Source organism: Pantoea ananatis PA13 (assembly GCF_000233595.1).
GTDB lineage: Bacteria > Pseudomonadota > Gammaproteobacteria > Enterobacterales > Enterobacteriaceae > Pantoea > Pantoea ananatis.
Genome location: NC_017554.1, coordinates 533,723 through 558,609, shown reverse-complemented (window position 1 = coordinate 558,609; position 24,887 = coordinate 533,723). Strand labels below are relative to the sequence as shown.

The window sequence follows — 24,887 nt, the reverse complement described above, 5'->3', positions numbered from 1 at the left end:
CGCCTCCCGCACTGGGTTAAAACAGCGAGACGCGAAAGCCGGGATTAAGAAAAGATTCACGCGGTGCATAGTCCAGTGTTCTTCCCTGCCAGTCGTGAACGTGAGCACCCGCGGCCGCGGCAACGGCATGACCCGCTCCGGTATCCCAAATATTGGTTGGCCCAAAGCGCGGATAGAGCTGTGCTTTCCCTTCTGCCACCAGGCAAAACTTCAGTGATGACCCGGTTGCCACCGTCTGATGTTCCCCCAGTTGCTTGAGGTACTCTTTCATCTCGTCGTCGTCGTTGTGCGAACGGCTCACCACCACTAACGGTGGACGCGCATCAAGCACATGAATCTGTTGTCGCTCGCCGTTCTCTTCTTTCCAGGCTTTGCCCTCTGCGGCGGAATACATCACGCCCAGCGCGGGAGCATAAACCACGCCCATTACCGGTTTGCCCTGCTCAATCAGCGCAATATTCACGGTAAATTCGCCGTTACGTTTGATAAATTCTTTGGTGCCATCCAGCGGGTCAACCAGCCAGTAACGTTGCCAGTGCTGGCGAACCTCCCAGCCGGGCGGATCTTCCTCTGATAGTACCGGAATATCCGGTGTCAGCTGTTTTAAGCCCGACACAATCACATCATGAGCGGCCAGGTCTGCCGCCGTGACAGGAGAATCATCCGCTTTGTGAGAAACGTCTGTCGGAACGGAACCGTTGTAGACCTGCATAATCGCGTCGCCTGCTTCACGCGCCAGTTGGCTTATTTGCTCTAACATTTTCCACCTCATGTATGAGAATGCTACGCGTTAACTGTCATACCCGTTGGAATACAGTCTAGCAGCTTCACGTTCATCTCTGATTTCAGGCAAACATTCTGAATCATTTTTCAGGTATATCAACATAATAGAAAAAAATGGCAACGATATCCTTTTACAAATCCTGCAACGCGTTTCGCCCGACCCCAGCGTGCGGCTGGCTCAAAACGTTATCTTCATCACGATTTAATCTGCCCTTTCATCAGAGTTTTACATTATTTTTGTAGCCTTGATCTATTAGCTTTGGGAGCGAGCATGTTTAAGGCGGGAATGATGTTACTGGCGTTGAGCGTTTCAGTTGCAGCACAGGGAGCCACCGTGGATTTACGCGTGCTGGAAACGACCGATCTGCACAGCAATATAATGGACTTCGACTACTACAAAGATACGCCCACGGAAAAATATGGTCTGGTGCGCACCGCCTCGTTAATCCATGCGGCGCGTCAGGAAGCCACCAACAGCGTTTTGGTAGACAATGGCGATCTTATTCAGGGCAGCCCGCTGGGCGACTATATGGCCGCAAAAGGGCTCAAACAGGGCGATATCCATCCTGTCTATAAAGCCATGAATACGCTTGATTACAGCGTCGGTACGTTGGGCAACCATGAGTTTAACTACGGCCTGCCGTACCTGCAAAAAGCGCTGGCTGGCGCGCGCTTCCCCTATGTGAATGCGAACGTTATCGATCTGAAAAGCGGTAAGCCTCTGTTTACGCCCTACCTGATTAAACCGACCCGCGTGACCGATCGTGAGGGTAAAACACATACCCTGCAGGTGGGCTATATCGGCTTTGTCCCGCCGCAAATTATGGTGTGGGATAAAGCCAACCTGCACGACAAGGTGCGGGTGGATGACATCACAGAAACCGCACGTCGCTATGTCCCAGAGATGCGCGCTAAAGGCGCGGATGTCGTTATTGCCCTTGCCCACTCCGGTCTGAGTAGCGAACCTTATCAGGCCATGGCTGAAAATTCTGTTTATTACCTCAGCGAGGTCGCAGGCATTGATGCCATTATGTTTGGCCATGCGCACGCCGTTTTCCCGGGCAAGGAGTTTGCACGGATTAAAGGTGCGGATATTGAGAAAGGAACCCTTAACGGTATTCCTGCGGTGATGCCGGGCATGTGGGGCGATCATCTGGGCGTGGTGGATCTGGCGCTGAGCAACGCAGGTGGCCGCTGGCACGTTACTCACGGCACCGCACAGGCGCGCCCTGTCTATGACACCGCAAACAAGACATCGCTGGCCGCAGAAGATCCGGCACTGGTTAACGTCCTGAAAGACGATCACCATGCCACCCGCGAGTTTGTCGCTCAGCCCATCGGAAAATCCGCCGACGTGATGTACAGCTACCTGTCGCTGGTTCAGGACGATCCCACCGTTCAGATTGTGAATAACGCTCAGCGCGCCTACGTGGAGCATTTTATTCAGGGCGATCCCGATCTGGCGACGCTGCCGGTGCTGTCGGCCGCTGCGCCGTTTAAAGCCGGTGGACGTAAGAACGATCCTGCCAGCTACGTGGAAGTGGAGAAAGGTGACCTGACGTTCCGCAATGCGGCGGATCTTTATCTCTATCCCAATACGCTGGTGGTGATGAAAGTGAGCGGCGAGCAGGTAAAAGAGTGGCTGGAATGCTCCGCAGGCCAGTTTAATCAGATCGATCCGACCAGCACCCGTACGCAATCGTTAATTAACTGGAATTTCCGCACCTATAACTTCGACGTGATCGACGGTGTGAGTTACCAGATTGATGTGACACAGCCGGCCCGTTATGACGAAGAGTGCCAACTGATTCATCCTGATGCCTCACGTGTTAAGGATCTTCGCTGGCAGGGGCAACCCATCGATCCTAAAGCAACCTTCCTGGTGGCGACCAATAACTACCGGGCCTACAGCGGTAAATTCGCGGGCACGGGCGACAAGTACATTGCTTTTGCCTCACCGGATGAAAACCGCTCAATCCTGGCGGCCTATATCAGCGCAGAAACCAAAAAGCAGGGTGAAGTGCGCCCTCAGGCTGACAATAACTGGCGGCTGGCGACGATCAAGGCTGCACAGCCTCTTGATATTCGCTTTGAAACCGCGCCCGGTGATAAAGCCACGCACTTTATTCAACAGCATGCGCAGTATCCAATGAAGGCAACAGGGAATGACGAGACGGGATTTGCTCTCTGGCAGGTAAATTTACAGCAGTAAGAGGGCTAAGGGCGGCATCGCGCCGCCCTTTTATCCTTACAGGATTTCCAGCAGCTCAACTTCAAAAATCAGGGTGCTGAATGGCGGGATGGACGCACCCGCACCGCGCTCGCCGTAAGCGAGGTTGTGTGGAATAACCAGTTCCCATTTGGAACCCACCGGCATCAGCGTCAGCGCTTCGATCCAGCCCGCAATCACGCCGGTAACCGGGAATTCAGCCGGTTCGCCGCGAGCGACTGAGCTGTCAAAGACGGTGCCGTCGATCAGTTTACCGGTGTAATGCACGCGTACGCGGTCCTGGCGCGATGGAATCGGACCTTCCCCCTGCGTCATCACGCTGAACTGTAAACCTGACTCGGTGCTGCTGACGCCTTCGCGCTGGGCATGGTCCTGCAGGAAAGCCTGGCCTTCTGCGGCCATCGCTTCCACGCGCTCACGACGCACGCTTTCCGCACGCTCATGGACTTCACGCAGCGCGCGATGGACCACATCAACAGGCACCGCGGGTGAGTTCCCTTCCAGCGCGTCGCGCAGGCCCGCGAGCAGTGCTTCTGGCTGCAGCCCCTGCAGACCAGACTCCAGCAGCTGCTGGCCAACCTGTAAACCAATACCGTAACTTGCTTGTGCTTCGACGCTGTCGAAAGAAGGGGTAGTCATCTTCGTTCCTTTCACTCTCGGATATAGTAAGACGGGCAGCATAGCAGCGCAGGCCGCTGGCGTAAAATCCACAGCGCCGCAGATGACTTTTGCTGGCGAAAGAGAAACAATACGCAGGTCAAATTTATCAATGCTGGCAGGCACTTCGCGTCCACATTGCCCATACTGTATAAGTGACAAGTTTTTCCTTGTCAGTGGCACTATAAGAAAGAGAGAAAATATGGGCCAGATTGCCCCTCGTCGCCGCAGGACGCACGCACTGCGTATTTTAACCCGGTTACAGGTCTGGCTGCCGCAACGAACGCGGCCGCAAGGTGCCGGAGCGGAGGAACCTGATATGCCTTCAAACGTCTCGTCTCGCCTGCCTCACTGGCTTTATCGAATCTGGCATTTCACAGACGATATCCGCTGGATGGACCCGCTGCCGGCTTTCCACCGTCGTGGGATCGTGCTCGCTTTACTCATCCTGCTGCTGGCCTTTCTCTGGCCGTCCAGCACGCCACAGTATCCGGTAGAACGGCCTGTGACGCCTTCGGCAGAAAAAGAGGTGCCGATGCAGGCGGACATCTACAATAACAAACCGGCTCAATCCGCGTCTCAGCCAGAGGCAAAGGCCGATTCTCAGGGTGACTGGCATAGCTACCAGATTGCGTCCGGGCAGACGCTGGCGCAGCTGTTCCGCGACAATAATCTTCCGGTGAATGACGTCTTTGCGATGGCGCGCGTCGAAGGTAACGATCAGCCGCTCAGCACATTAAAAGAGGGCCAACAGGTGAAAATCCGTCGGGATGCAAAAGGCGTCGTGACAGGTTTAACGCTGGATGGCGCGAACGGCCCGGTGCTGTTTACCCGCCAGCCGGACGGCAGCTTTTTACGGGTAGAATAAGCGATAACCGGTGGCTCACGTCACCGGCTGTCCGTTATCCCGCTTTTTTGATTTTATTGACCAGCACGATCCCCGAACAGACCAGCAGCAGGGCAAGCAGATACTTGATGCCCAACATATCTTCACCCTGGAAAACGGCGGAGAGCACCGTTCCCGCTACAGGCATCACGACGTTAAACGGCGCAATCATGCTGACGCGGTTATATTTTAGCAGCACGCTCCACAAGGCAAAGGTCACTGACGAGATCAGCGTCAGATAACCCAACACCGCCCCAGCACCGATAATGTTAATCTGCAGCGTCCCACTCGCCAGGTCGCCGCCCATTACCATGGCGCCTCCGCCCAGAGCCAACTGCCAGCCGGTCATCACCCTCGGATCGATAGTGTGAGAAATGCGTTTTCCCTATCGCGTGGCGGCAGAGAGGAGAAACGCGGCCAGCACCGCGAAGCCGTTACCCTGCCAGACAAACTGAAAATCACTCAGTCTACTTTCGAGGTTGACCAGCATCACGCCGCTAAAACTCAGAAGGCAGCCAGGCGATTTGTTGTCACTGAGCCTGTCATTTTGATAGATAAAACGCGCCAGCATGATGCTAAAAAATGTGTCCGTGGCGTTCATGATCGAACCTTTTACCCCTATGGTAAACGCGAGCCCGATTTAGAAAAACGTGTATTGAAGGGCGGTTTGCATGCTACCCAACAGGGCAAGCTGACTAAACTGCTGGGGGATAAACGGTAAACCGGTTTGCGCTGCACCAGGGCAAAAAGAAACAATATCAGCCCCGCTAACAAAAAACGATAACCGGCAAAAACTACTTTCGAGGCAATATCGTCTGGGCGATTCGATACAGCACGTCGCCACTTTTGATCGCGGGGTAAGAACGTCCCCAGAGCAAACAGCACCGCGTTGCGCAGGCAAAAACCCCCATTTCGACGGGTGAACACGGATTCGGCAGAAGGATATGCATGGGCGTGGCCAATAATAAAATCGCGTTTCATTTTATATTGAACATGCCCGGAGGAGCCTGAATCTGCAAGACAGAGAAGGGAATTCTGTTACGTCGTTAAAACAAAAACGCCGACACAAGTGTCGGCGTTCAGGTGTGGCAGGTAACTAAAAATTAGCCTGCTACTACGTTCACGATCAGTTTCGCGAAGACTTCGCTGTGAACCTGGAAGTCCACTTCGTGCTCACCGGTGGTGCGCAGAACGCCGTTCGGTAAACGAACTTCGCTCTTAGCGACTTCAACGCCAGCTGCAGTGACTGCATCAGCGATGTCGCGGGTACCGATGGAACCGAACAGTTTACCTTCATCGCCTGCTTTAGACGTGATGGTAACGGTGCCCAGTGCGTTGATTTTCTCTGCGCGAGCATTAGATGCTGCCAGAACGTCAGCCAGTTTGGCTTCCAGTTCTGCACGACGTGCTTCGAAGAATTCAACGTTTTTCTTGGTAGCAGGAACAGCTTTACCCTGTGGAACCAGGAAGTTACGAGCGTAGCCCGCTTTAACGTTAACCTGATCACCCAGGCTGCCCAGGTTTGCTACTTTATCAAGCAGAATAACTTGCATTACCTTATCCTCTTAAAGTCGTTAATGGACAACAGCCGTTACTGATGACGATCAGTGTACGGCAGCAGAGACAGGTAACGCGCGCGCTTGATAGCACGAGCCAGCTGACGCTGGTATTTTGCGCGAGTACCAGTGATACGGCTTGGTACAATCTTGCCGCTTTCAGTGATGTAGTTTTTCAGCGTTGCGATATCTTTATAATCGATCTCTTGAACGCCTTCCGCGGTGAAACGGCAGAACTTGCGACGACGGAAATAACGTGCCATTTGGCTAGTCTCCAGAATCTATCAATTCAATCTGCTCGGCATGTAACACCATTTTACTCTGACCATTTCGCGCCTGATGGCAGCTGATAAAGCCTTCGAGAATGAGTTGCGTGCCGACCGTTATATGTTGAGTAATCACCTGATGGGCGCTGCCGCTAATAATAACAGGCATTCGACACCAGGCTTGCCGGTGAAATCCGGCCTCCTCCTGCACCGAGTTGTGCTCAAGCACGAACTGACAGTGCGGAATTCCTGACGGGCTAATTTTACGGACTGGCGTCTTGCACACCGTGCCAGACAAGCGCAGCCGATTAACCGTCACGATGGATTACTCTTCAGAATCCCCAGCATCTGAGTCATCAGCGGATTCGTTAGCAAAATCTTCGCGGCGCTCACGACGCTCGTCTTTCGCTTTAACCATCGGTGATGCTTCAGTTACCGCGTTTTTAACGCGCATAACCATGCTACGGATAACGGCGTCGTTGAAGCGGAAGTTCGTTTCCAGCTCGTCGATCACTTCCTGCGGCGCTTCTACGTTCAGCAGAACATAGTGTGCTTTGTGCAGTTTGTTGATCGGGTAAGCCAGCTGACGACGGCCCCAGTCTTCCAGACGGTGGATCGTGCCTTCTGCACCAGTGATAGCACCAGTGTAACGCTCGATCATGCCCGGAACCTGTTCGCTCTGGTCAGGATGAACCATAAATACGATTTCGTAATGACGCATCGAAATTGCTCCTTACGGATTATTCAGCCTCCTGTCAGGGTCAGCTGCGGCCCACGGAAGCAAGGAACGTTATAGGTCGTGGGTCACCGTAATGACACACACCTCTGAATGCAGCTGAAAAATTGACGCGTAATCATACTGGCGGCAACGCACAAACTCAAGCGGGGATTTCATTTAAATTGTCGGGAGACGCCCGCTTTCCGCCCTTGTGTGCGGAAAGCGGGAATGCAGAGGCAAACAGAGGCTGAAACGGAAGGCGCTGTCGTTTACGGGCTAGAGTTGGCGCTTAAAAAAGCTGACCAGCGCCGTCAGGCCCGACGGCGTAATTTTGTGTCCGATATGCTTTTCGGACAACGAAACAAGATGGGTATCCAGCCTCTGCTCATGCAGAGCCCGTTCCAGCCGCTGGGTTTCTGCGAAAGGGATGACCTCATCGGCCTCACCGTGCCATAGCAGGAGGGGGCGGTCCGCGAGATTATGTAGCCGGGCAGCGGGATCGTAATCCGCCAGCGGCGCCATCCGTTTTGTGAACTGTGCCTGCTGTTCCGGGCCCATTACCGTGACAGGCGGGAACAGCGTGTGGCTGAGTTGCATAAAATAGCCGGACCCCATCATGCAGGCGACGCTGTGAATATGCGCATAGCGCGCCATCACCCCTAACGCCGTCATTCCGCCCATTGAGGCCCCGGCGACGGCAAGACGGTCGCCGGCAATCAGGTCATCAGCGCGTAACGCGGCCTCTATCAACGGGAATTCATCAATGTTTTGTTTGAGGATGTCCCAAAAATGGCTAAACCGCGCGTCGGCATCGCCGTTATAGCGTGCGCCATGCATATCGGCATCGGGCATCAGGGTACGAAACCCCGCCTGGGCCAGGGCCACCGCAAAGTAGGCATAAACCTCTTTCGACGAGGTAAAGCCATGATAAAACACGACCGTTGGCAGCCGCTGCTGGCGCTGGCCTGCGGGTGCTGCATGCAAACATTCAATACCTGCCAGCCTTTCCGTGGTGAGTTCAATCATATTTTCTCCTGAAGCAGGGGCGGCCTTTAGCGCCTCGCCAACGACGATAACCTGGGTAATGGTTTACAACATTACAATAGTAATAATTTCTAAACTAAATATTTCCGCTGCGCTGCCGTTGTTAATGCATATTTGACAAGAAAACAAAGGTAATCTATGAAACGTTTCTCTCTTAGCAGAACGAGCCTTGGAGTGAAGCTATGCGTCATCACTTCCTTCAGCGTAGGCGTTTTGTTATTGGCGTTAACCCTTATCCAAAGCCAGAATGCTTCACGCCAGTTGGAAAGTCTTGCCGTCGATGACATGGTTAATCAGGTGCAGGGCATCACCGAGATGGCATCCATGTTTAATGCGACGCTGACGCAGGAAGTCGGCAACTATACTCAGCTCTTCGTCAGCTTTTTACCTAAACGCTTCAGCCGCGATGAAACCACACGTGTTCAGGTCGGAGAATTTTCCACACCGACCCTGCGTGCCGGCCTTAAAACCCTTAACCTCGATCAGATCGCCGTCGATGATTTTACGGATCGCACCTCGGCTGTCGCGACGATTTTTGTCCGTGATGGTGATAATTTTATCCGTATTTCCACGTCCCTGAAGAAACAGGATGGCAGCCGGGCGATCGGTACCCAACTTGATCCTGCCAGCGCCGCCTGGAAAAGCGTCATGAAGGGGGAAACCTTCCGGGGACTGGCCACCTTATTCGATCACCGTTACATCACGCAGTATCAACCGATTAAAGACGACAGCGGTGCCGTCATCGCGATTCTGTTTGTCGGCGTCCAGATCGATAAGCAGTACGGCCTGATGCGCGAAAAAGTGCTGGCTCGCCGCCTGGGCGACAGCGGGCATTTCTATGTGCTCAACGGCTCGCCGGGCGCGGCGCAGGGACAATATCTGTTTGATAAACAAAATGAAGGCAAGCGTCCAGACTGGCAGGATAGCGTCATGAAGCAGATGCTGGCGCAGCCCGAGGGTGTTCAGCAAGCCGAAATCGACGGTGAAACGAAGATGCTGGCCTGGCAACAGCTGCCCGGCTGGAACTGGATTGTGGTCGGTGAAGTTAACCGTGACAGCCTGCTGGCTCCGGTTATTCATAGCCGAAATCTGTTTCTTATCACCGGCCTGATTCTGGTGTTGCTGTTTGCCCCCTGCTTTGTCTGGTACAGCCGCCGCGCCATCACGCGACCGTTACAACAGGTTATTCACTTAGCTGAGCAGTATGCCGCCGGCAATTTGCTGGAGCATCTGGACACCACGCGTCATGACGAAGTGGGTCAGTTGATTAACGCCATTAACGGCATCGGCGAGGGGCTGGAGAAGATTGTTGCCCAGGTTCGCCGCGCCGCGCAGGAGATCAGTGACGGCACAGATACCATTGCAGCCAGCAGCCACAACATCAGTGAGCAGATTGGCCGCCAGGCCAGCAGCGTTGAAGAAACCTCTGCCAGCATGGAGCAGTTTGGTGCGACCGTTGAGCACACCGCCGATAGCCTGCGTCAGGCCATGTCGCTGGTCGCGGAGGCTAGCGGTATCGTGAGTAATGGCAACCAGACGGTGACGCGCTCGGTCAGCACGATGTCGGCCATTAACGTGTCTTCGCAGAGCATTGCCGAAATTACCCACGTTATCGAGTCCATCGCGTTCCAGACCAATATTTTGGCCCTGAATGCCGCTGTCGAAGCCGCGCGTGCAGGTGAGCACGGTCGTGGATTTGCCGTAGTGGCAGCCGAAGTGCGTGCGCTGGCACAGCGTTCGGCACAGGCGGCAAAAGAGATCGATACGCTGATCGCGACCTCGATACGTCACGTTGCGGAGGGACATACACTGTCGGAGCAAACCCGTGACGCGATGAGCGATATCGTGACGCATATTGAGCAGGTTCAGGCATTAATGGGTGAGATTAACGTTGCTGCACAACAGCAGACGGCGGGCATTGGTCAGGTCAATCTGGCGATGAACCAGATAAGCCAGGCTACCCATCAAAACAGTGAACTGGTTGCACAGGCAGAAAACACAGCCCAGAGCCTTAGCGACAAGGGGCATCATTTGACGCAGCTGGTCAGTGTTTTCTCGATCAAATCGTGAAGATAACGGGCGGGTAGCTTACACTTATCCACTTAACCTGACGGCGAGAAATCTGCTATGCGTTACGCTCTGTTACTGACGTTAAGTTTGTTGTTAAGTGGCTGCTCGCTGTTCCAGGTGACGCCAAAGGCCCCGCCCGCGCCAACAGGTCACGCGCAGTCTATTACCCGTGCCCAGAGTGGCGGTTTACCGAAGCTGGGCACCATTAGCGCCAGCGTAAGAGGCTCGCCTGACGACGCGCAGCGTGCCATTGCTGCACGCGCGAATCAGGCCGGTGCCGTTTATTATCAGATTTTGATGGTCGACGAAACGGTTACCCCCGGGATCTGGTACACGACTGCCATCCTGTATGGCGCCTCACCTGCCGCTGGCGCGCGCCAGTAAGCGGTCGGTCAGTGGCCCCTCGATTTTGCGCGTGCCGCGCGGGTCAAGCCACTGACTGCACCATGCATCCGCCACTAACGGCTCGGCGTGCTTCAACAACTGTGCCGCCGTCGCCAGTTGCAGCAGCCTGTCGGTAAGTTCACGGGCCTGCGACTCATCCATTTTGCTCAGGTGCAGAGCCAGCTGTCGCCAGCTGCGATCGAAATGGCGGTTACAGCCTTTAACGGCGTCAAACTCCTGCCTGAGCATGTCCAGCGTGCCGCTCTGGCGGCCCACCACTCTTAATACGTCAAGGCACATCACGTTGCCCGATCCTTCCCAGATACTGTTAACCGGAATATCACGATAGAGGCGAGGCAGTTCGCTGTCTTCGCAATAGCCCACGCCGCCCAGTATCTCCATGGCCTCAGCGATAAAGGGGGCGCCTGCTTTACAGATCACATATTTCGCCGCCGGGGTGAATAACCGGGCGAAGGCGGCTTCATGGACGTTGGCGGGAGAAGACCAGGCACGAGCCAGGCGTAGCAGCAGTGCCGTTTGCCCTTCTAACTGCAAGGCCTGACGCGCCAGCACCTGACGCATGATCGGTTGATCCACCAGAGTTTTGCCCATGACCTGACGCTGATGTGCGTGGTACAGCGCAACGGAAAACGCCCGGCGCATTTGGCCGTGGCTGCCCAGCGCGCAGTCAAGACGCGTCATGCCCGCCATTTTCAGGATCAGACGAACGCCTTCGCCCTCTTCGCCCAGCAGCCAGCCGGTCGCCTCCCTGAACTCCACCTCACTGCTGGCGTTGGATCGGTTACCGAGCTTGTCTTTTAACCGCTCAATGACGATGGCATTTCGTGAACCGTCCGGCAGCAGCCGTGGCAGAAAGAAGCAGCTGAGCCCCTGCTGCGTTTGCGCAAGAATCACATGCGCATCGCTTTGCGGCACAGAGAAAAACCATTTATGCCCGACGATACGATAGGCTTCACCGCTTCCGCGCCTGTCCAGGGGCTCTGCGCGCGTCGTATTGGTCAGCACATCGCTGCCGCCCTGCTTTTCAGTCATGCCCATGCCAATCAGCAGACCGCGCTTCTGATCGCCCGGAACCGCATGCGTGTCGTAACGATCGCTGAGTAAGGGTTCAAGCCAGGACTCAAACCGGGCAGGCAAATAACGCTGTAGTAAAGGGATTGCCGCGTGGGTCATGGTCACCGGACAGAGCGTTCCGGCCTCAACCTGAGCATGCAAGATAAAGCGTGCCGCACGGGCCACGCTGGCATTTGGCTGTACGTCAGGCTGCCAGCTGAGGTTATGCAGACGGCTGGCGCAAAGGCCCTGCATCAGTAGATGCCAGGCTGGATGAAAGCGGACGTCATCCAGCCTGACGCCGCGTGCGTCATAACGGTGGAGTTCAGGCGGACTGGCATTGGCGAGCCTGCCCAGCTCCAGCGATTCTGCACTGCCCAACTGCCTGCCGACTGACGCCAGCCACTCGCTGTCCCAGCCCCCGCCTTCACGCTGCAGTGCGTCACACAGCGGAACATCAGACAGAAACAGATTGCTGTGACTGAGGGGAAAAGGTTGATTGAAAACGGTGTGAGTTGTCCAGGTCATAACGGCTCCTCGCGGATATCACTCACTCAGTATGTAAGGTGAGCCACCATTATGACCGGACAGAAAGACTAAATTGCGGCAGCGATCACGCGTTACGCTGACGAACCGCTTCAAACAGGCAGACGCCAGTGGCCACTGACACATTGAGGGACGAAACGCTGCCTGCCATAGGGATACTGATTAGCTCATCGCAGTGCTCACGCGTCAGGCGACGCATCCCTTCACCTTCAGCCCCCATGACAAGCGCCATCGGCCCGGTCATCTTGCTTTGGTATACAGTATGGTCGGCTTCGCCAGCGGTGCCGACGACCCAGATGTTATATTCCTGCAGCAGGCGCAAGGTGCGTGCCAGATTGGTTACCCTGATGAGGGGAACGTTTTCTGCCGCACCACTGGCAACCTTTTTCGCCGTCGCGTTCAGCGGTGCGGAGCGATCTTTGGGAACGATCACGGCATGGGCGCCTGCGGCATCGGCGCTACGTAAGCAGGCACCGAGGTTGTGGGGATCGGTAACGCCGTCGAGCACCAGCAGGAACGGCTTTTCCAGGCTCTGCAGCAGATCCGGCAGATCGCCTTCCTGATACTGGCGGCCCGGCTTCACACGCGCCACGATCCCCTGATGTACGCCGCCTTCCACCTGGCTGTCCAGCCATTTACGATCGGCCAGTTGAATCACGATCCCTTGAGCTTCTAACGCGGTCACCAGCGGTTGCAGGCGACGATCGTCGCGGCCTTTGAGAATAAAGACTTCCTGGAAACGCTGAGGATCGCGTTCCAGCAGCGCCTGCACGGCATGGATACCAAAAATAATTTCGCTCATCAATCTGCTCAGTGGTTGGAAATGAATGGATAACAGCCCCTGCATGCACGCAGGGGCTGATGTGCGCATCAGGCCGGCTTCGCCTTCTTCGCGGCACGCTTAGCCTTGGTGGCGGCGGCGATTTTACGGGTTTTCTCGGAAACTTTTTTACTTTTTTTCTCAGTCTTTGCCGCAGCAGGCTGACTGCTGCTGTTGCGGAAGGCTGAATCCGGCTCGAAATTCGTTTTGCGACCGGCCTGGCGGCGATGCTTCGTCGGTGCCTTAGCGTTCCGCTTCGCCTTATCCCGTTCCGTTTTGCCTTCGCCACGTACCTGGCGCTTGCTGGAAACCAGCGCAAAGTCGATTTTACGCTCGTCCATATGGACCGCTTCGACCCGGACTTCAACGGTATCGCCCAGGCGATAGGTACGACCGCCAGATTCGCCAATCAGTCGCTGCCCTACCGGATCGAAACGATAGTAGTCGTTGTCCAGCGTAGAGACATGAACCAGCCCGTCGATAAAGAGATCGCTCAGGCGCACAAAGAAGCCGAATCCGGTCACGCTGGAGATCACGCCGTTAAAGACGTTGCCTACCTGATCCTGCATAAAGTCACACTTCAGCCAGTCTGCCACATCGCGAGTGGCCTCATCGGCACGGCGCTCTGTCATGGAGCAGTGCTGGCCCAGCTGCAGCATCTGTTGCATATCGTAATGGTAGCCGCCGGTAGCCGTGGTCAGGCCTTTTACTTCGCCCTGCTCTTTTGCCAGCAGATACTTGATGGCGCGATGCAGTAACAAATCCGGATAGCGGCGGATTGGCGAAGTGAAGTGCGCATAAGAGGCCAGCGCCAGGCCAAAGTGGCCCCGGTTTTCCGGATCGTACACCGCCTGTTTCATGGAACGCAGCAGCATGGTTTGCAGCATTTCCGCGTCGGGGCGATCGGCAACCTGATCCAGTAGCGCGGCGTAATCGATCGGCTGCGGTTTGTTACCGCCCGGTAAGCTCAGACCCAACTCATTCAATACCGTGCGGAAGCTTTTGATACTGTCATCGCTGGGACGATCGTGATCGCGGAACAGTGCCGGTTCCTGATGCTTCTCGACGAAACGCGCGGAGGCAATGTTTGCCAGAATCATGCACTCTTCAATCAGCTTGTGGGCATCATTACGTGAGGTGCGCTCGACACGTTCAATTCGACGTTCCGCGTTGAAGATAAATTTCGCTTCTTCGGTTTCAAATGAGATGCCGCCGCGCTCTTCACGGGCCGTTTCCAGCACCTGATACATGTTGTGCAGTTCCTGCAGGTCTTTCACCAGCGGCGCATATTGCTCACGCAGTTCCGGATTGCCCTGCAGAATATTCCAGACTTTGTTATAGGTCAGACGTGCATGGGAGTTCATCACGGCTTCATAATGCTTAAAGCCGGTGAGCTTACCTTTTGACGACACGGTCATTTCGCACACCATACACAGGCGATCGACCTGTGGATTCAGCGAACACAAGCCGTTCGACAGCACTTCCGGCAGCATCGGCACCACCTGCGAAGGGAAATAGACCGAGGTACCGCGCTGCTGCGCTTCGTTGTCCAGCGGTGTGCCGGGACGAACATAATAACTGACGTCCGCAATCGCGACCCACAGCCGCCAGCCGCCGCCGCGTTTTTTCTCGCAGTAAACAGCATCATCGAAGTCGCGCGCATCTTCACCATCAATAGTGACCAATGGCAGATCGCGAAGGTCAACACGGCCTTTTTTTGCCGACTCCGGGACCTCTTCATTCAGTTTGCCCACCTGAGCCTCAACCTCTGGCGGCCAGCTGTGCGGAATTTCATGCGTGCGCAGCGCCATATCGACCGCCAGGCTGGTGCCCATGTCATCGCCCAGAATCTCTGCGATTTTGCCGATCGCCTTCGAACGACGCGTCGGGCGCTGCAACAGTTCAACCACCACCACGGAGCCCATTCGGGCATTCATGGTTTCGTCAGGGCCAATCAGGATGTCGAAGCTCAGACGGCTGTCATCAGGCACCACAAATCCCACGCCCGCGTCCGTAAAGTAGCGGCCGACGATTTGATTGTTACGCGGTTCCTGTACCCGCACCACACGGGCTTCACGGCGGCCTTTGCGATCCGCACCCAGTGGCTGGGCCAGAATCACGTCGCCGTGCATGCAGAATTTCATCTGTTCCGCAGACAGGTAGAGATCGTCTTTTTGTCCTTCTGCGCGCAGAAAGCCATAGCCATCACGGTGGCCAATGACTTTTCCACGGAGCAGATCGAGACGTTCTGGCAAGGCATAACACTGGCGGCGGGTAAAAACTAACTGACCGTCACGCTCCATCGCACGTAAACGACGGCGCAAGGCTTCGAGGTGTTCTTCTTCCTGCAGGTTCATCTCTTGTGCCAGCTCTTCACGGCTGGCCGGTTTTTCTCGTTTTTCTAATAACGCCAGAATAAATTCACGGCTTGGAATAGGGTTTTCGTACTTTTCAGCTTCTCTGTCCAGAAAAGGATCTTTTGACATTACGGTTCCTCCGATGTCATTTAATATTCATTGCCACCGGCGGTTCGGACAATATAATTTCATATAAAGGTGTATTACCTTCTACTAAGTCTGCCAGCGTGTAGCCATCCAGCTCCTGTAAAAACAGCTGCACGGCGTCATGTAAGGCCTTTTTAAGGCGGCAGGCGGGCGCGATAGAGCAGTTCGAGCAATCCACTAACTGTAGTGGCTCCATTTTGCGTACCACTTCACCTATCACGATGTCCCTGGCGCTCATGCCCAGGCGGATACCACCATTTTTACCACGAATGGCGGAGACGAATCCTGCACGACTAAGCTGATTGATAATTTTGACCATATGATTACGCGATACGCCATAGGTATCGGTGACTTCAGTGATATTGGTCAGCCTGCCTTCCGGCAAGGTGGCCATGTAAATCAGCGCCCGCAGGCCGTAATCGGTAAAACTTGTTAGCTGCACAGTGACCTCAGTCAATCATCCGGTGGCACGTCTATGCTCGCCCGTCCTGCTCTTTATTTCAATGTTGAACTGGCTCTTTCGTATTGAGTTACGATGATAAACCAGACTGTTGACGACCGTGTATTTTTTTCAGCCAGTGAAGGGTTTGACAAGCGAAGGGGCGTTTAGTGGCATCAAATTACATAAAAACAAAGGCCGGACAATGTCCGGCCACAGGATGATTATGCGTTGAAGGGATCACGCAGAATCATCGTCTCGCTACGGTCTGGACCCGTTGAAATAATATCAATTGGCACACCGGTCACTTCTTCTACACGTTTAATGTAGTTACGCGCGGCCTGGGGCAGGCCTTCCAGCGTTTTCACGCCAAAGGTTGTCTCGCTCCAGCCCGGCAGGGTTTCGTAGATCGGCTCAATGCCTTCCCAGTTTTCCGCTGCCAGCGGCGTGGTGGTGACTTCGCTGCCATCAGGCATGCGGTAAGCCACACAAATTTTCACTTCTTTCAGACCATCCAGCACGTCCAGCTTGGTCATGCAGAAACCGGAGAGCGAGTTAATCTGCACGGCACGACGTACAGCAACCGCATCCAGCCAGCCAGTACGGCGGCGACGGCCTGTTGTGGCGCCAAACTCATTGCCCTGCTTGCACAGGAACTCACCGGTTTCGTCGAATAACTCGGTCGGGAACGGGCCTGCACCGACACGCGTTGAGTAAGCTTTAACGATACCCAGGACGTAATCCACGAAGCGTGGACCAATACCTGACCCCGTCGCCACGCCACCGGCAGTGGTATTTGAGGAGGTCACATAGGGGTAAGTACCGTGGTCAATATCCAGCAGCGTGCCCTGGGCACCTTCGAACATGATCAGATCGCCACGCTTACGCGCCACGTCTAACAGTTCAGAAACGTCAACAACCATGCTGGTGAGGATGTCGGCAACCGCCATCACATCGCTCAGCACTTTGTCGTAGTCAACGGCTTCTTCTTTGTAGTAGTGCACCAGCTGGAAGTTATACAGGTCGATCACTTCTTTCAGCTTGGCTGCAAAGGTTTCTTTGTTAAACAGGTCGCTGACGCGCAGTGCACGGCGGGCTACTTTGTCTTCATAAGCAGGACCGATACCGCGACCTGTGGTACCAATGGCTTTTGCACCACGCGCTTTCTCGCGCGCCATATCCATTGCCACATGGTATTGCAGGATCAACGGGCAGGCTTCAGAAATCAGCAGACGTTCGCGTACCGGAATTCCACGCTCTTCCAGGCCTTTCATCTCTTTCATCAGAGCTTCAGGAGAAAGCACCACGCCATTACCAATGATGCTGGTAACGTTGTCACGCAGAATGCCAGAAGGGATTAAGTGGAGGACGGTTTTTTCACCGTTGATGACAAGTGTATGGCCCGCATTGTGGCCGCCTTGATAACGCACAACGTAATTAGCGCGCTCAGTCAGAAGGTCTACAATCTTACCTTTACCTTCGTCACCCCATTGGGTGCCCAGTACGACGACGTTCTTACCCATTTCTCAAAATCACCGATTGCTTAAAAAAGGATTCTACCATCTGATTTTTCGGTTTTCAGCACTTTTAGCATACGATTGCGCGCTTTTTTGCCTGAGTTTTGATCACTACAACATCCAGGGGTAAAATCGAGGCTGAGATACCATTCAGACGGCGAGGCTGAACGCATCAGAGTTCGCCATGCAGCCGCAACATACAGTAAATCACCATTCCTGCCACCACCAATCCCCCGCCAAATCGATGTAACAGGCGATCGGGCAATTGTGTCATGCTCAAAATCACACGTCGCCACAGACGTGGCATAAACATTGGCCCCAGGCCTTCCAGCACCAGAACCAACGCCAGTGCCATCCAGATATTCACGTTCATACTGCATCCAAAAAAAAGGCCGACAACATTGTCGGCCTGTTAGTTATATCAGTTCTTAACGCGTGGCGTTAGAAGGCGCCTTCATATAGCGGAAGAAGTCGCTATCCGGGCTCAGCACCATGACGTCCTGATTTTCATTGAAGCTGTTTTCATACGCGCGCAGGCTGCGGATAAAGGCATAGAAATCCGGATCCTGGCTGAATGCGTTGGCAAACAGTTTCGCCGCTTCTGCATCACCATCACCGCGGGTAATCAATGCCTCACGCTGTGCTTCTGCCAGCGTACGGGTGACCTGGTAATCGGCCTGGGCGCGCAGTTTTTCGGCCTCTTCCTGACCCTGCGAACGCTGACTACGTGCAACGGCTTCACGTTCTGCGCGCATACGGTTGAAGATCGCATCCGACACTTCCGTCGGCAGGTTGATCTGTTTGATGCGCACATCTACAACCTGAATCCCTAACGCCGCCATACTGTTTGGATTAGGCGCAGGTTCGCTGCTGTTGGTTTCACGCTCAACTCGCGCGGCTGCACTGGCGATAGCATCATCCGCAGCAGGCGTGGCAACTTCGTCGTCACCGCCCGCCGTACCGGTGTTCAATGCATCGCGCACGTCGGTGGTTAAACGGCCTCGTGAATCGGTCACGATGTCTTTAACGTCAAGACGTCCCATCTCTGAACGTAAACGGTCACTGAATTTACGTTTCAGCAGGACTTCGGCCTGAGAAACATCCCCGCCACCGGTCGCCAGGTAGTAACGACTGAAATCGCTGATGCGCCACTTGATGTAAGAGTCCACGATCAGGTCTTTCTTCTCTTTGGTTACAAAGCGATCGGCCTGGTTGTCCATGGTCTGGATACGTGCATCCAGCATCTTAACCGTTTCGATAAACGGAATTTTAAAATGAAGACCCGGCGCAAACACCTGCGGTTTGTTTTCGCTATCGCGTAACACTTTACCAAAGCGCAGAACGATACCGCGCTCGCCTTCCTGAACCACGAACAGCGACGCATAAAAGGCCACCAACGCGATAATGATTAGTACAATTACTGGCTTACGCATTGATTACTCTCTCCCTTCGCGCTGGGTATCGTTGCGCAGAGCATTGGCTCGACGCTGATCCATGATGCTGTCTGGACTGTATGACGACGTGTCATTGCGGCTGGCACTGCGATCGGAAAGCGAGGGCAATGTTGAGCTGCTTTTTTGTCCACTCTTCGCGGATGAAGACTCGCCGCCACGCATCAGTTGATCGAGAGGCAGGACCATCAGATTGTTACCGCGATCGTTCACCAGCACTTTACGTGTATGGCTCAGCACGCGTTCCATGGTCTCGATATACAGACGCTCTTTGGTGATTTCCGGCGCGGCTTTGTACTCAGGCAATAGCTTGGCAAAACGCGCGACTTCACCCTGTGCTTCCAGAACCGTACGCTCTTTATAGGCACGCGCTTCTTCCAGCACACGCTGTGCACGACCGTTAGCACGCGGCTGCACTTCGTTGGCATAGGCTTCGGCTTCACGTACGTACTGCTCACGGTTTTCACGTGCGGCAATCGCATCGTCAAACGCCGACTTCACTTCTTCTGGTGGACGTGCCGCCTGGAAGTTCACGTCGAGAACCGTAATGCCCATATTGTAAGGACGAATGGTTTCGTCGATTTCACGCTGGGTTTCGCTACGCACGACCGTACGACCTTCGGTCAGAATACGATCCATGGTAGAGCGACCAATGACGCCACGCAGGGCGCTGTCGGTTGCCTGACGCAGGCTGTCGTCGGCGCTGGTCACCGCGAATAAATAGCGCTCAGGATCGGTAACGCGATACTGCACGTTCATTTCAACGCGCACGACGTTTTCATCAGAGGTCAGCATCACACCTGATGCCGCCAGTTCGCGAACGGCTTCAACGTTGACCGCGCGCACCTGATCGATAAAGGTCGGTTTCCAGTTCAGGCCCGGCTCCACCAGGTGGCTGAACTTACCAAAGCGAGTGACTACGCCCCGCTCGGCTTCTTTTATCGTGTAAAATCCGCTCGCGGCCCAGATGACGACGGCGGCTACGGCGACGATACCAAAGATTTTGCCACTACCACCGGAACTGCGCTGACCGTTATCACCTTTTTTGCCACCACCGAATCCGCCGAGCTTTTTGCTCAGTTTACGGAAGATATCATCCAGATCAGGAGGCCCAGATTCCTTACCTCCCTTATTTCCCCCAGAGTTGCCGCCTTGATTATTGCTGCTTCCCCACGGGTCGCGGTCCTGTCCGTTATTTCCGGGCTGATTCCACGCCATGTCATTACTCCATTTATAGTTTTAGCGGCTTACCCGTTGTATTCCGTATTGTCGCAACGCTGGCTACGCTCGTTGCCCTGACCCTTTGCAAAGTCACTGTCAGAGAGCAAACCCCCAACGCCGCACGACAACATAAAATCCTCAGAGTAAGTTCGATTTGGCAATATCAAACAATATAACTGGTCAGCGACGGCTCCTGCTTGCACAAGCGGCGCCAGTCAATCACGGGCATACGCACATGCAACCCTACACAGCCGTCTTCTTCGTTCCACTCTTTTTCAATCGCCTGCAACTGATAGAAGCGGCTGCGTAAGCGACCCGCCTCCGGCGGCAGACGTAAATCATACTGCGCAATTTCACCGGACAACCGCTCGGAAAGCGCCTGCCACAATAAAGGAATGCCGACGCCGGACTGTGCAGAGAGCCACACGCGGACCGGCATATTTTCTTCATCACGGTCGATGCGCGGCTCAAAACCGTCCAGCATGTCGATCTTATTCATGATCAGTAACGTGGGGATTTCATCAGCGTCGATTTCCTCCAACACCTCATTAACCGCGCCGATATTTTCATTAACCCGGACATCGGCGGCATCGATCACGTGCATCAGCAGCGTGGCCTGACGCGTCTCTTGCAGGGTAGCTTTGAAGGCGGCAACCAGATCGTGCGGCAGGTGGCGAATGAAGCCAACGGTATCGGCCAACACCACTTCGCCCACATCAGCGACGTTTAGCCGACGCAGCGTGGGGTCCAGCGTCGCAAACAGCTGGTCCGCGGCATAGACATTGGCAGACGTAATGGCGTTAAAGAGAGTAGATTTACCGGCGTTGGTGTAGCCCACCAGTGAAACAGTCGGGACGTCCGCTTTGGCACGCGCCTGGCGGCCCTGCTCGCGCTGTTTTTCAACACGTTCAAGACGCGACAAAATCTGGCTAATGCGCCCGCGAAGTAAACGGCGGTCAGTTTCTAACTGGGTTTCACCCGGACCACGCAGGCCAATCCCGCCCTTCTGGCGTTCAAGGTGCGTCCAGCCACGTACCAGACGTGTTGCAAGGTGACGCAACTGCGCCAGCTCAACCTGCAATTTACCTTCGTGGGTACGTGCGCGTTGGGCAAAAATATCAAGAATCAAGCCAGTGCGGTCGATAACACGGCACTCGCACAGGCGCTCAAGATTACGTTCCTGAGCGGGCGTTAAAGCATGATCGAAAAGAACGACCGATGCTCCACTTGTTTTTACCGCATCGGCAATTTCAACGGCCTTTCCTTCACCGACAAAATACTTTGGGTGTGGCGCTTTACGACTGCCGGTGACAACCTGCAGTGCTTCAACGCCAGCAGAAGACACCAGGGTTTCGAATTCCTGTAAATCTTCCAGCTCTTTGTCTTGGGAGAACCAGATGTGTACCAGTACGGCCTGCTCACCGGCATCATAACGGTCAAACAAGCTATAACCTCGCTTATATAAAAAGACCAGGATGGAAAACCTGACGCTTTCCGATCCTGGTTAAACGGTGCCGCCTTACTCTGCGTTATCACCGTCTTGTTGTGGCTGCGACTGCGCAGAAGTGCTGCTGCCGCCATGATGGTAATTGTTGCTGCTGCCACCGCCGGTATTGTTGCTATGGTGAGAAACCGGGCGTGAAGGCACGACGGTAGAAATGGCGTGCTTATAAACCATCTGACTTACCGTGTTTTTCAACAAGATCACGAACTGATCAAAGGATTCGATCTGACCTTGCAGCTTAATACCGTTAACCAAATAAATCGAAACCGGAACACGTTCACGACGCAGTGCGTTCAGAAACGGGTCTTGTAATGATTGCCCCTTAGCCATTCTATCTTTTCCTTATATGCTTGTTGTTTGTTGCTTGTAGAACACAGTGGTTCTGAAAAAAACTGCGTAAAAATTTGCGCACGTAACTTGCCAATTGTACACAATCACCCATGCTTCGCACTAACAACCTTCAGTACTGTATCACGCGCTGAGTGAGGTTCATCACTGTCTAGCCAGTGAATATTTTCCCAACCACGTAACCAGGTCATCTGGCGTTTAGCGAGTTGCCGGGTTGCGCAAACTCCCCGATAAACCATTTCGTCGTAATCGATCTCGCCAGCCAAATACGACCACATCTGGCGATAGCCAACACAACGAATGGAAGGCATATCCGTATGCAAATCACCTCGTGCAAACAGGGCCCGAGACTCCGCTTCAAATCCTGACGCCAACATCTGATCAAAACGCAGTGCGATGCGTTGATGCAACAGTTCGCGGTTCGCGGGGGCGATAGCAAACTGATGCACATCGTAGGGTAACGCTTCACCAGAAATTTTTGTCAGTTCCGTTAAAGTTTTACCCGAAATAAAAAAAACTTCCAGTGCTCGCGAAAGTCTCTGCGGATCATTCGGATGAATACGACTGCCTGCGACCGGATCAATTTCGCAAAGTTGACGATGTAAAGCTTCCCAGCCTCTTTCATTCGCCATTTGCTCTATTTTTTGACGAACCTCCGGATCGGCCGAGGGCAGCGGCGACAATCCTTCAAGTAACGCCTTGAAGTAGAGCATAGTTCCACCAACAAGCAACGGAATTCGTCCATGCTGAACGATATCCGCCATTTCTGCTAACGCATCCCGCCGGAACTCTGCCGCCGAATAGGCTTCGGCAGGATCGCGAATGTCCAGCAAACGATGGGGCGCCTGCGCCCGCTCTTCTGCAGAGGGTTTTGCCGTACCGACATCCATCTGACGATAAATCAGAGCCGAATCTACGCTGATAAGCTCTACAGGTAAGTGCTTGCGCAATTCGATCGCTAATGCGGTTTTGCCTGACGCTGTAGGCCCCATCAAAAATATTGCCTTTGGCCGGCCAGCCTGGTTCAGTTCACTCATGCTTCAACGCGTTGACCGCGCTCTCAATCTCAATGGCTTGTACTAAGCCAGAAGGTGGCGATTTCAGTAACTGCGGACAAAGCCTTTCGAGCTCAGCCAGCAAGGTAATCGCCTGGGAGTGATTCCAGTGTTGAGGCTCTGCATCTTCACGTCGCGCCAGCCACTGGGCCAGTTGCGTAGCAGAGTTCTCTTGCTGCCGGGCGAGATAGCCTAACAGTTCAGGAATCAAGATTTGTAAATTTTGTGTTCGTAACGGTAAAGGCACCGCACGCAGGATAATGTGGTCACCCTCAGGGTGTAAATCAATGCCCATCAGGTTGAGCAGGCTGAGATTTTCCTGGGCCGCCTTGCGCTCCGCCGAGGCGATTTTTAACCGCACCGGGATCAAAAGCGGCTGTGATTTCAGCCCACCTTCGGTAGGTTCTAACTGTGCCTGCTTTAACCAGCGGGTTGCCACAGGCAGAGCCATTAGCAGTAACCGCTGGCCCTGCTCAAGCAGAGCATACTGGCCTTCAAGCACGGTTAACACGCGGCCAAAACTGTGGGCGTGAGCCGCCAGAGGTGGCACGGCACTGACCGGCTCTCGTGCCGCAGGCTCGGCACTTTTGGTTGCCGGCGAACTCGCCGGCGTTTTAAGAAGCTGCTGGTAAACCCGGCCTTCGCGTTGGCTGTATCCGGCGTCTTTATTTTGCCAGGCGGGTGCAACCGATGGCCTGGCCGCGTCACCTGTGACAGCCGGCTGGCTGAAATGATTGCCGCCTGCCGCCTGGCGGTTCTCCTGCTGCCAACGCGGAGTGGGTTCTTCAGCCTGTAACGTTGGCAGAACCGGGGAGGCGCTTTCCTGCAGCACGCTCATGACGCCCTGATAGATGAAGTCATGCACCAGACGTGACTGATGAAAACGCACTTCGTGTTTTGCCGGATGCACATTTACATCGACCTGATGCGGATCTATCTCTAAATACAAGACGTAAGCGGGGTGCTGATCATCCTGTAGCTGGCTCTGAAACGCCTGACGTATAGCATGATTGATCAGCTTGTCACGCATCATGCGGCCATTAACATAGCAATACTGAATATCACTCACCTGACGGGAGCCGGACGGATCGGCAACCCAGCCGCGCAATACAAGGTCATCATGTTGCCAGTCTATGCGTAGCGCATGCTGCATGAAGGTCGTCCCGCATATGGCACCCAGCCGACGCTCACGTTGCCCGTCATCATTGACGGCCCGGTACTGACGCATCAGTTTGCCGTTATGGCTTAATGAGATAGCCACGTCAAAGCGCGCCAGCGCGATGCGCCGGATCACTTCATCAATATGCCCGAATTCAGTTTTTTCAGTGCGCATGAATTTGCGCCGGGCTGGCGTGTTGTAAAACAGGTCAAGCACTTCCAGCGTCGATCCACAAGGATGGGCGGCGGGCTTAACAGTAACGTCCATATCGCGCCCTTCAGCATACGCCTGCCAGGCTTCGTTTTGCTCGGCCGTGCGCGATGTCAGGGTCAGACGAGACACTGAGCTGATACTGGCCAGGGCTTCACCGCGAAAGCCCAGGCTCATAATGGCCTCAAGATCGTCCAGCGAAGCAATTTTACTCGTGGCATGCCGAGCCAGCGCCATTGCCAGCTCATTTTTCGCTATACCGCAGCCGTTATCGCGGATGCGAATCAGTTTTGCGCCACCCTTTTCAATTTCCACATCAATGCGCGTCGCCCCGGCATCAAGGCTGTTTTCCACCAGCTCTTTGACGACCGATGCAGGACGCTCAACCACTTCTCCCGCCGCAATTTGGTTTGCGAGTTGCGGCGGCAAAATTTGTATTGGCATG

23 protein-coding genes and 1 pseudogene are annotated in these 24,887 nt (G+C 54.5%); 4 read left to right on the top strand and 20 right to left on the bottom strand.

Features of this window, described 5'->3' with window-relative positions; genetic code table 11:
- Positions 1-16 precede the first annotated feature (16 nt).
- A complete protein-coding gene (cysQ, locus tag PAGR_RS02700; RefSeq protein WP_014604907.1) occupies positions 17-760 on the bottom strand; it encodes a 3'(2'),5'-bisphosphate nucleotidase CysQ in 744 nt (247 codons plus the stop codon).
- 294 nt (positions 761-1,054) lie between these two features.
- On the opposite strand from cysQ, the gene PAGR_RS02695 reads away from it, so the two are divergent.
- Complete coding sequence (locus PAGR_RS02695; RefSeq protein ID WP_014604906.1) at positions 1,055-2,995, top strand: bifunctional 2',3'-cyclic-nucleotide 2'-phosphodiesterase/3'-nucleotidase; 1,941 nt, start codon at positions 1,055-1,057, stop codon at positions 2,993-2,995.
- Between the two features lie 36 nt (positions 2,996-3,031).
- Here PAGR_RS02695 and bamJ read toward each other — a convergent pair whose 3' ends face one another.
- Positions 3,032-3,652, bottom strand: a complete 621-nt coding sequence (gene bamJ, locus PAGR_RS02690; RefSeq protein ID WP_014604905.1) for a BamJ family beta-barrel-assembly machinery protein — start codon at positions 3,650-3,652, stop codon at positions 3,032-3,034.
- A gap of 220 nt (positions 3,653-3,872) precedes the next feature.
- Here bamJ and PAGR_RS02685 point away from each other — a divergent pair, with 220 nt between their 5' ends.
- Complete coding sequence (locus tag PAGR_RS02685) at positions 3,873-4,538, top strand: LysM-like peptidoglycan-binding domain-containing protein (protein WP_014604904.1); 666 nt, start codon at positions 3,873-3,875, stop codon at positions 4,536-4,538.
- A gap of 34 nt (positions 4,539-4,572) precedes the next feature.
- On the opposite strand, the pseudogene PAGR_RS02680 reads toward PAGR_RS02685, so the two are convergent.
- The 6 genes and pseudogenes from PAGR_RS02680 to yjfP all read right to left on the bottom strand — a co-directional run bounded on the left by PAGR_RS02680 (position 4,573) and on the right by yjfP (position 8,122).
- A pseudogene (locus PAGR_RS02680) lies at positions 4,573-5,537 on the bottom strand (DMT family transporter).
- 122 nt (positions 5,538-5,659) lie between these two features.
- Positions 5,660-6,109 carry a 50S ribosomal protein L9 gene (gene rplI, locus PAGR_RS02675; RefSeq protein WP_013027389.1) on the bottom strand — a complete coding sequence of 150 codons (450 nt, stop codon included), beginning with the start codon at positions 6,107-6,109 and terminating at the stop codon, positions 5,660-5,662.
- A gap of 38 nt (positions 6,110-6,147) precedes the next feature.
- A complete protein-coding gene (gene rpsR / locus PAGR_RS02670; RefSeq protein WP_000135199.1) occupies positions 6,148-6,375 on the bottom strand; it encodes a 30S ribosomal protein S18 in 228 nt (75 codons plus the stop codon).
- Between the two features lie 4 nt (positions 6,376-6,379).
- A complete protein-coding gene (gene priB, locus PAGR_RS02665) occupies positions 6,380-6,697 on the bottom strand; it encodes a primosomal replication protein N (RefSeq protein WP_013027390.1) in 318 nt (105 codons plus the stop codon).
- Between the two features lie 6 nt (positions 6,698-6,703).
- Positions 6,704-7,099, bottom strand: a complete 396-nt coding sequence (rpsF, locus tag PAGR_RS02660) for a 30S ribosomal protein S6 (RefSeq protein ID WP_013027391.1) — start codon at positions 7,097-7,099, stop codon at positions 6,704-6,706.
- A 273-nt stretch (positions 7,100-7,372) separates the two neighbouring features.
- Positions 7,373-8,122 carry an esterase gene (yjfP, locus tag PAGR_RS02655; RefSeq protein ID WP_014604903.1) on the bottom strand — a complete coding sequence of 250 codons (750 nt, stop codon included), beginning with the start codon at positions 8,120-8,122 and terminating at the stop codon, positions 7,373-7,375.
- A gap of 156 nt (positions 8,123-8,278) precedes the next feature.
- On the opposite strand from yjfP, the gene PAGR_RS02650 reads away from it, so the two are divergent.
- Both PAGR_RS02650 and bsmA read left to right on the top strand, forming a co-directional pair.
- On the top strand, positions 8,279-10,210 hold the full coding sequence (locus PAGR_RS02650) for a methyl-accepting chemotaxis protein (protein WP_014604902.1): 1,932 nt from the start codon (positions 8,279-8,281) through the stop codon (positions 10,208-10,210).
- A gap of 57 nt (positions 10,211-10,267) precedes the next feature.
- Positions 10,268-10,594: a biofilm peroxide resistance protein BsmA gene (gene bsmA / locus PAGR_RS02645; RefSeq protein WP_014594721.1), complete on the top strand. Its 327-nt coding sequence runs from the start codon at positions 10,268-10,270 to the stop codon at positions 10,592-10,594.
- Here bsmA and PAGR_RS02640 read toward each other — a convergent pair.
- The 12 genes from PAGR_RS02640 to mutL all read right to left on the bottom strand — a co-directional run bounded on the left by PAGR_RS02640 (position 10,568) and on the right by mutL (position 24,886).
- Positions 10,568-12,196, bottom strand: coding sequence for an isovaleryl-CoA dehydrogenase (locus PAGR_RS02640; protein ID WP_014604901.1), 1,629 nt, complete (start codon positions 12,194-12,196; stop codon positions 10,568-10,570). The two genes, bsmA and PAGR_RS02640, sit on opposite strands and share 27 nt — an antisense overlap.
- A gap of 85 nt (positions 12,197-12,281) precedes the next feature.
- Complete coding sequence (gene rlmB, locus PAGR_RS02635; protein ID WP_014604900.1) at positions 12,282-13,016, bottom strand: 23S rRNA (guanosine(2251)-2'-O)-methyltransferase RlmB; 735 nt, start codon at positions 13,014-13,016, stop codon at positions 12,282-12,284.
- Positions 13,017-13,084: 68 nt separating this feature from the next.
- On the bottom strand, positions 13,085-15,520 hold the full coding sequence (gene rnr / locus PAGR_RS02630; RefSeq protein ID WP_013027397.1) for a ribonuclease R: 2,436 nt from the start codon (positions 15,518-15,520) through the stop codon (positions 13,085-13,087).
- 16 nt (positions 15,521-15,536) lie between these two features.
- Positions 15,537-15,980 carry a nitric oxide-sensing transcriptional repressor NsrR gene (gene nsrR, locus PAGR_RS02625; protein WP_014604899.1) on the bottom strand — a complete coding sequence of 148 codons (444 nt, stop codon included), beginning with the start codon at positions 15,978-15,980 and terminating at the stop codon, positions 15,537-15,539.
- A 221-nt stretch (positions 15,981-16,201) separates the two neighbouring features.
- On the bottom strand, positions 16,202-17,500 hold the full coding sequence (locus PAGR_RS02620; RefSeq protein ID WP_014604898.1) for an adenylosuccinate synthase: 1,299 nt from the start codon (positions 17,498-17,500) through the stop codon (positions 16,202-16,204).
- 166 nt (positions 17,501-17,666) lie between these two features.
- Complete coding sequence (locus PAGR_RS02615) at positions 17,667-17,867, bottom strand: DUF2065 domain-containing protein (protein WP_013027400.1); 201 nt, start codon at positions 17,865-17,867, stop codon at positions 17,667-17,669.
- Between the two features lie 55 nt (positions 17,868-17,922).
- Positions 17,923-18,927, bottom strand: a complete 1,005-nt coding sequence (gene hflC / locus PAGR_RS02610; RefSeq protein WP_013027401.1) for a protease modulator HflC — start codon at positions 18,925-18,927, stop codon at positions 17,923-17,925.
- A gap of 3 nt (positions 18,928-18,930) precedes the next feature.
- Complete coding sequence (hflK, locus tag PAGR_RS02605; protein ID WP_013027402.1) at positions 18,931-20,163, bottom strand: FtsH protease activity modulator HflK; 1,233 nt, start codon at positions 20,161-20,163, stop codon at positions 18,931-18,933.
- 166 nt (positions 20,164-20,329) lie between these two features.
- Positions 20,330-21,610, bottom strand: a complete 1,281-nt coding sequence (gene hflX / locus PAGR_RS02600; RefSeq protein WP_013027403.1) for a ribosome rescue GTPase HflX — start codon at positions 21,608-21,610, stop codon at positions 20,330-20,332.
- A gap of 75 nt (positions 21,611-21,685) precedes the next feature.
- A complete protein-coding gene (gene hfq, locus PAGR_RS02595) occupies positions 21,686-22,000 on the bottom strand; it encodes an RNA chaperone Hfq (protein ID WP_013027404.1) in 315 nt (104 codons plus the stop codon).
- A gap of 104 nt (positions 22,001-22,104) precedes the next feature.
- Positions 22,105-23,055 (bottom strand): tRNA (adenosine(37)-N6)-dimethylallyltransferase MiaA, encoded by a 951-nt coding sequence (miaA, locus tag PAGR_RS02590; RefSeq protein WP_013027405.1) that lies wholly within the window; start codon positions 23,053-23,055, stop codon positions 22,105-22,107.
- The gene (gene mutL, locus PAGR_RS02585; RefSeq protein ID WP_014594725.1) at positions 23,048-24,886 is read right to left on the bottom strand and encodes a DNA mismatch repair endonuclease MutL; all 1,839 of its coding nucleotides are present in this window, start codon (positions 24,884-24,886) and stop codon (positions 23,048-23,050) included. The genes miaA and mutL overlap by 8 nt, the downstream gene beginning before the upstream one ends.
- Position 24,887: the final 1 nt, after the last annotated feature.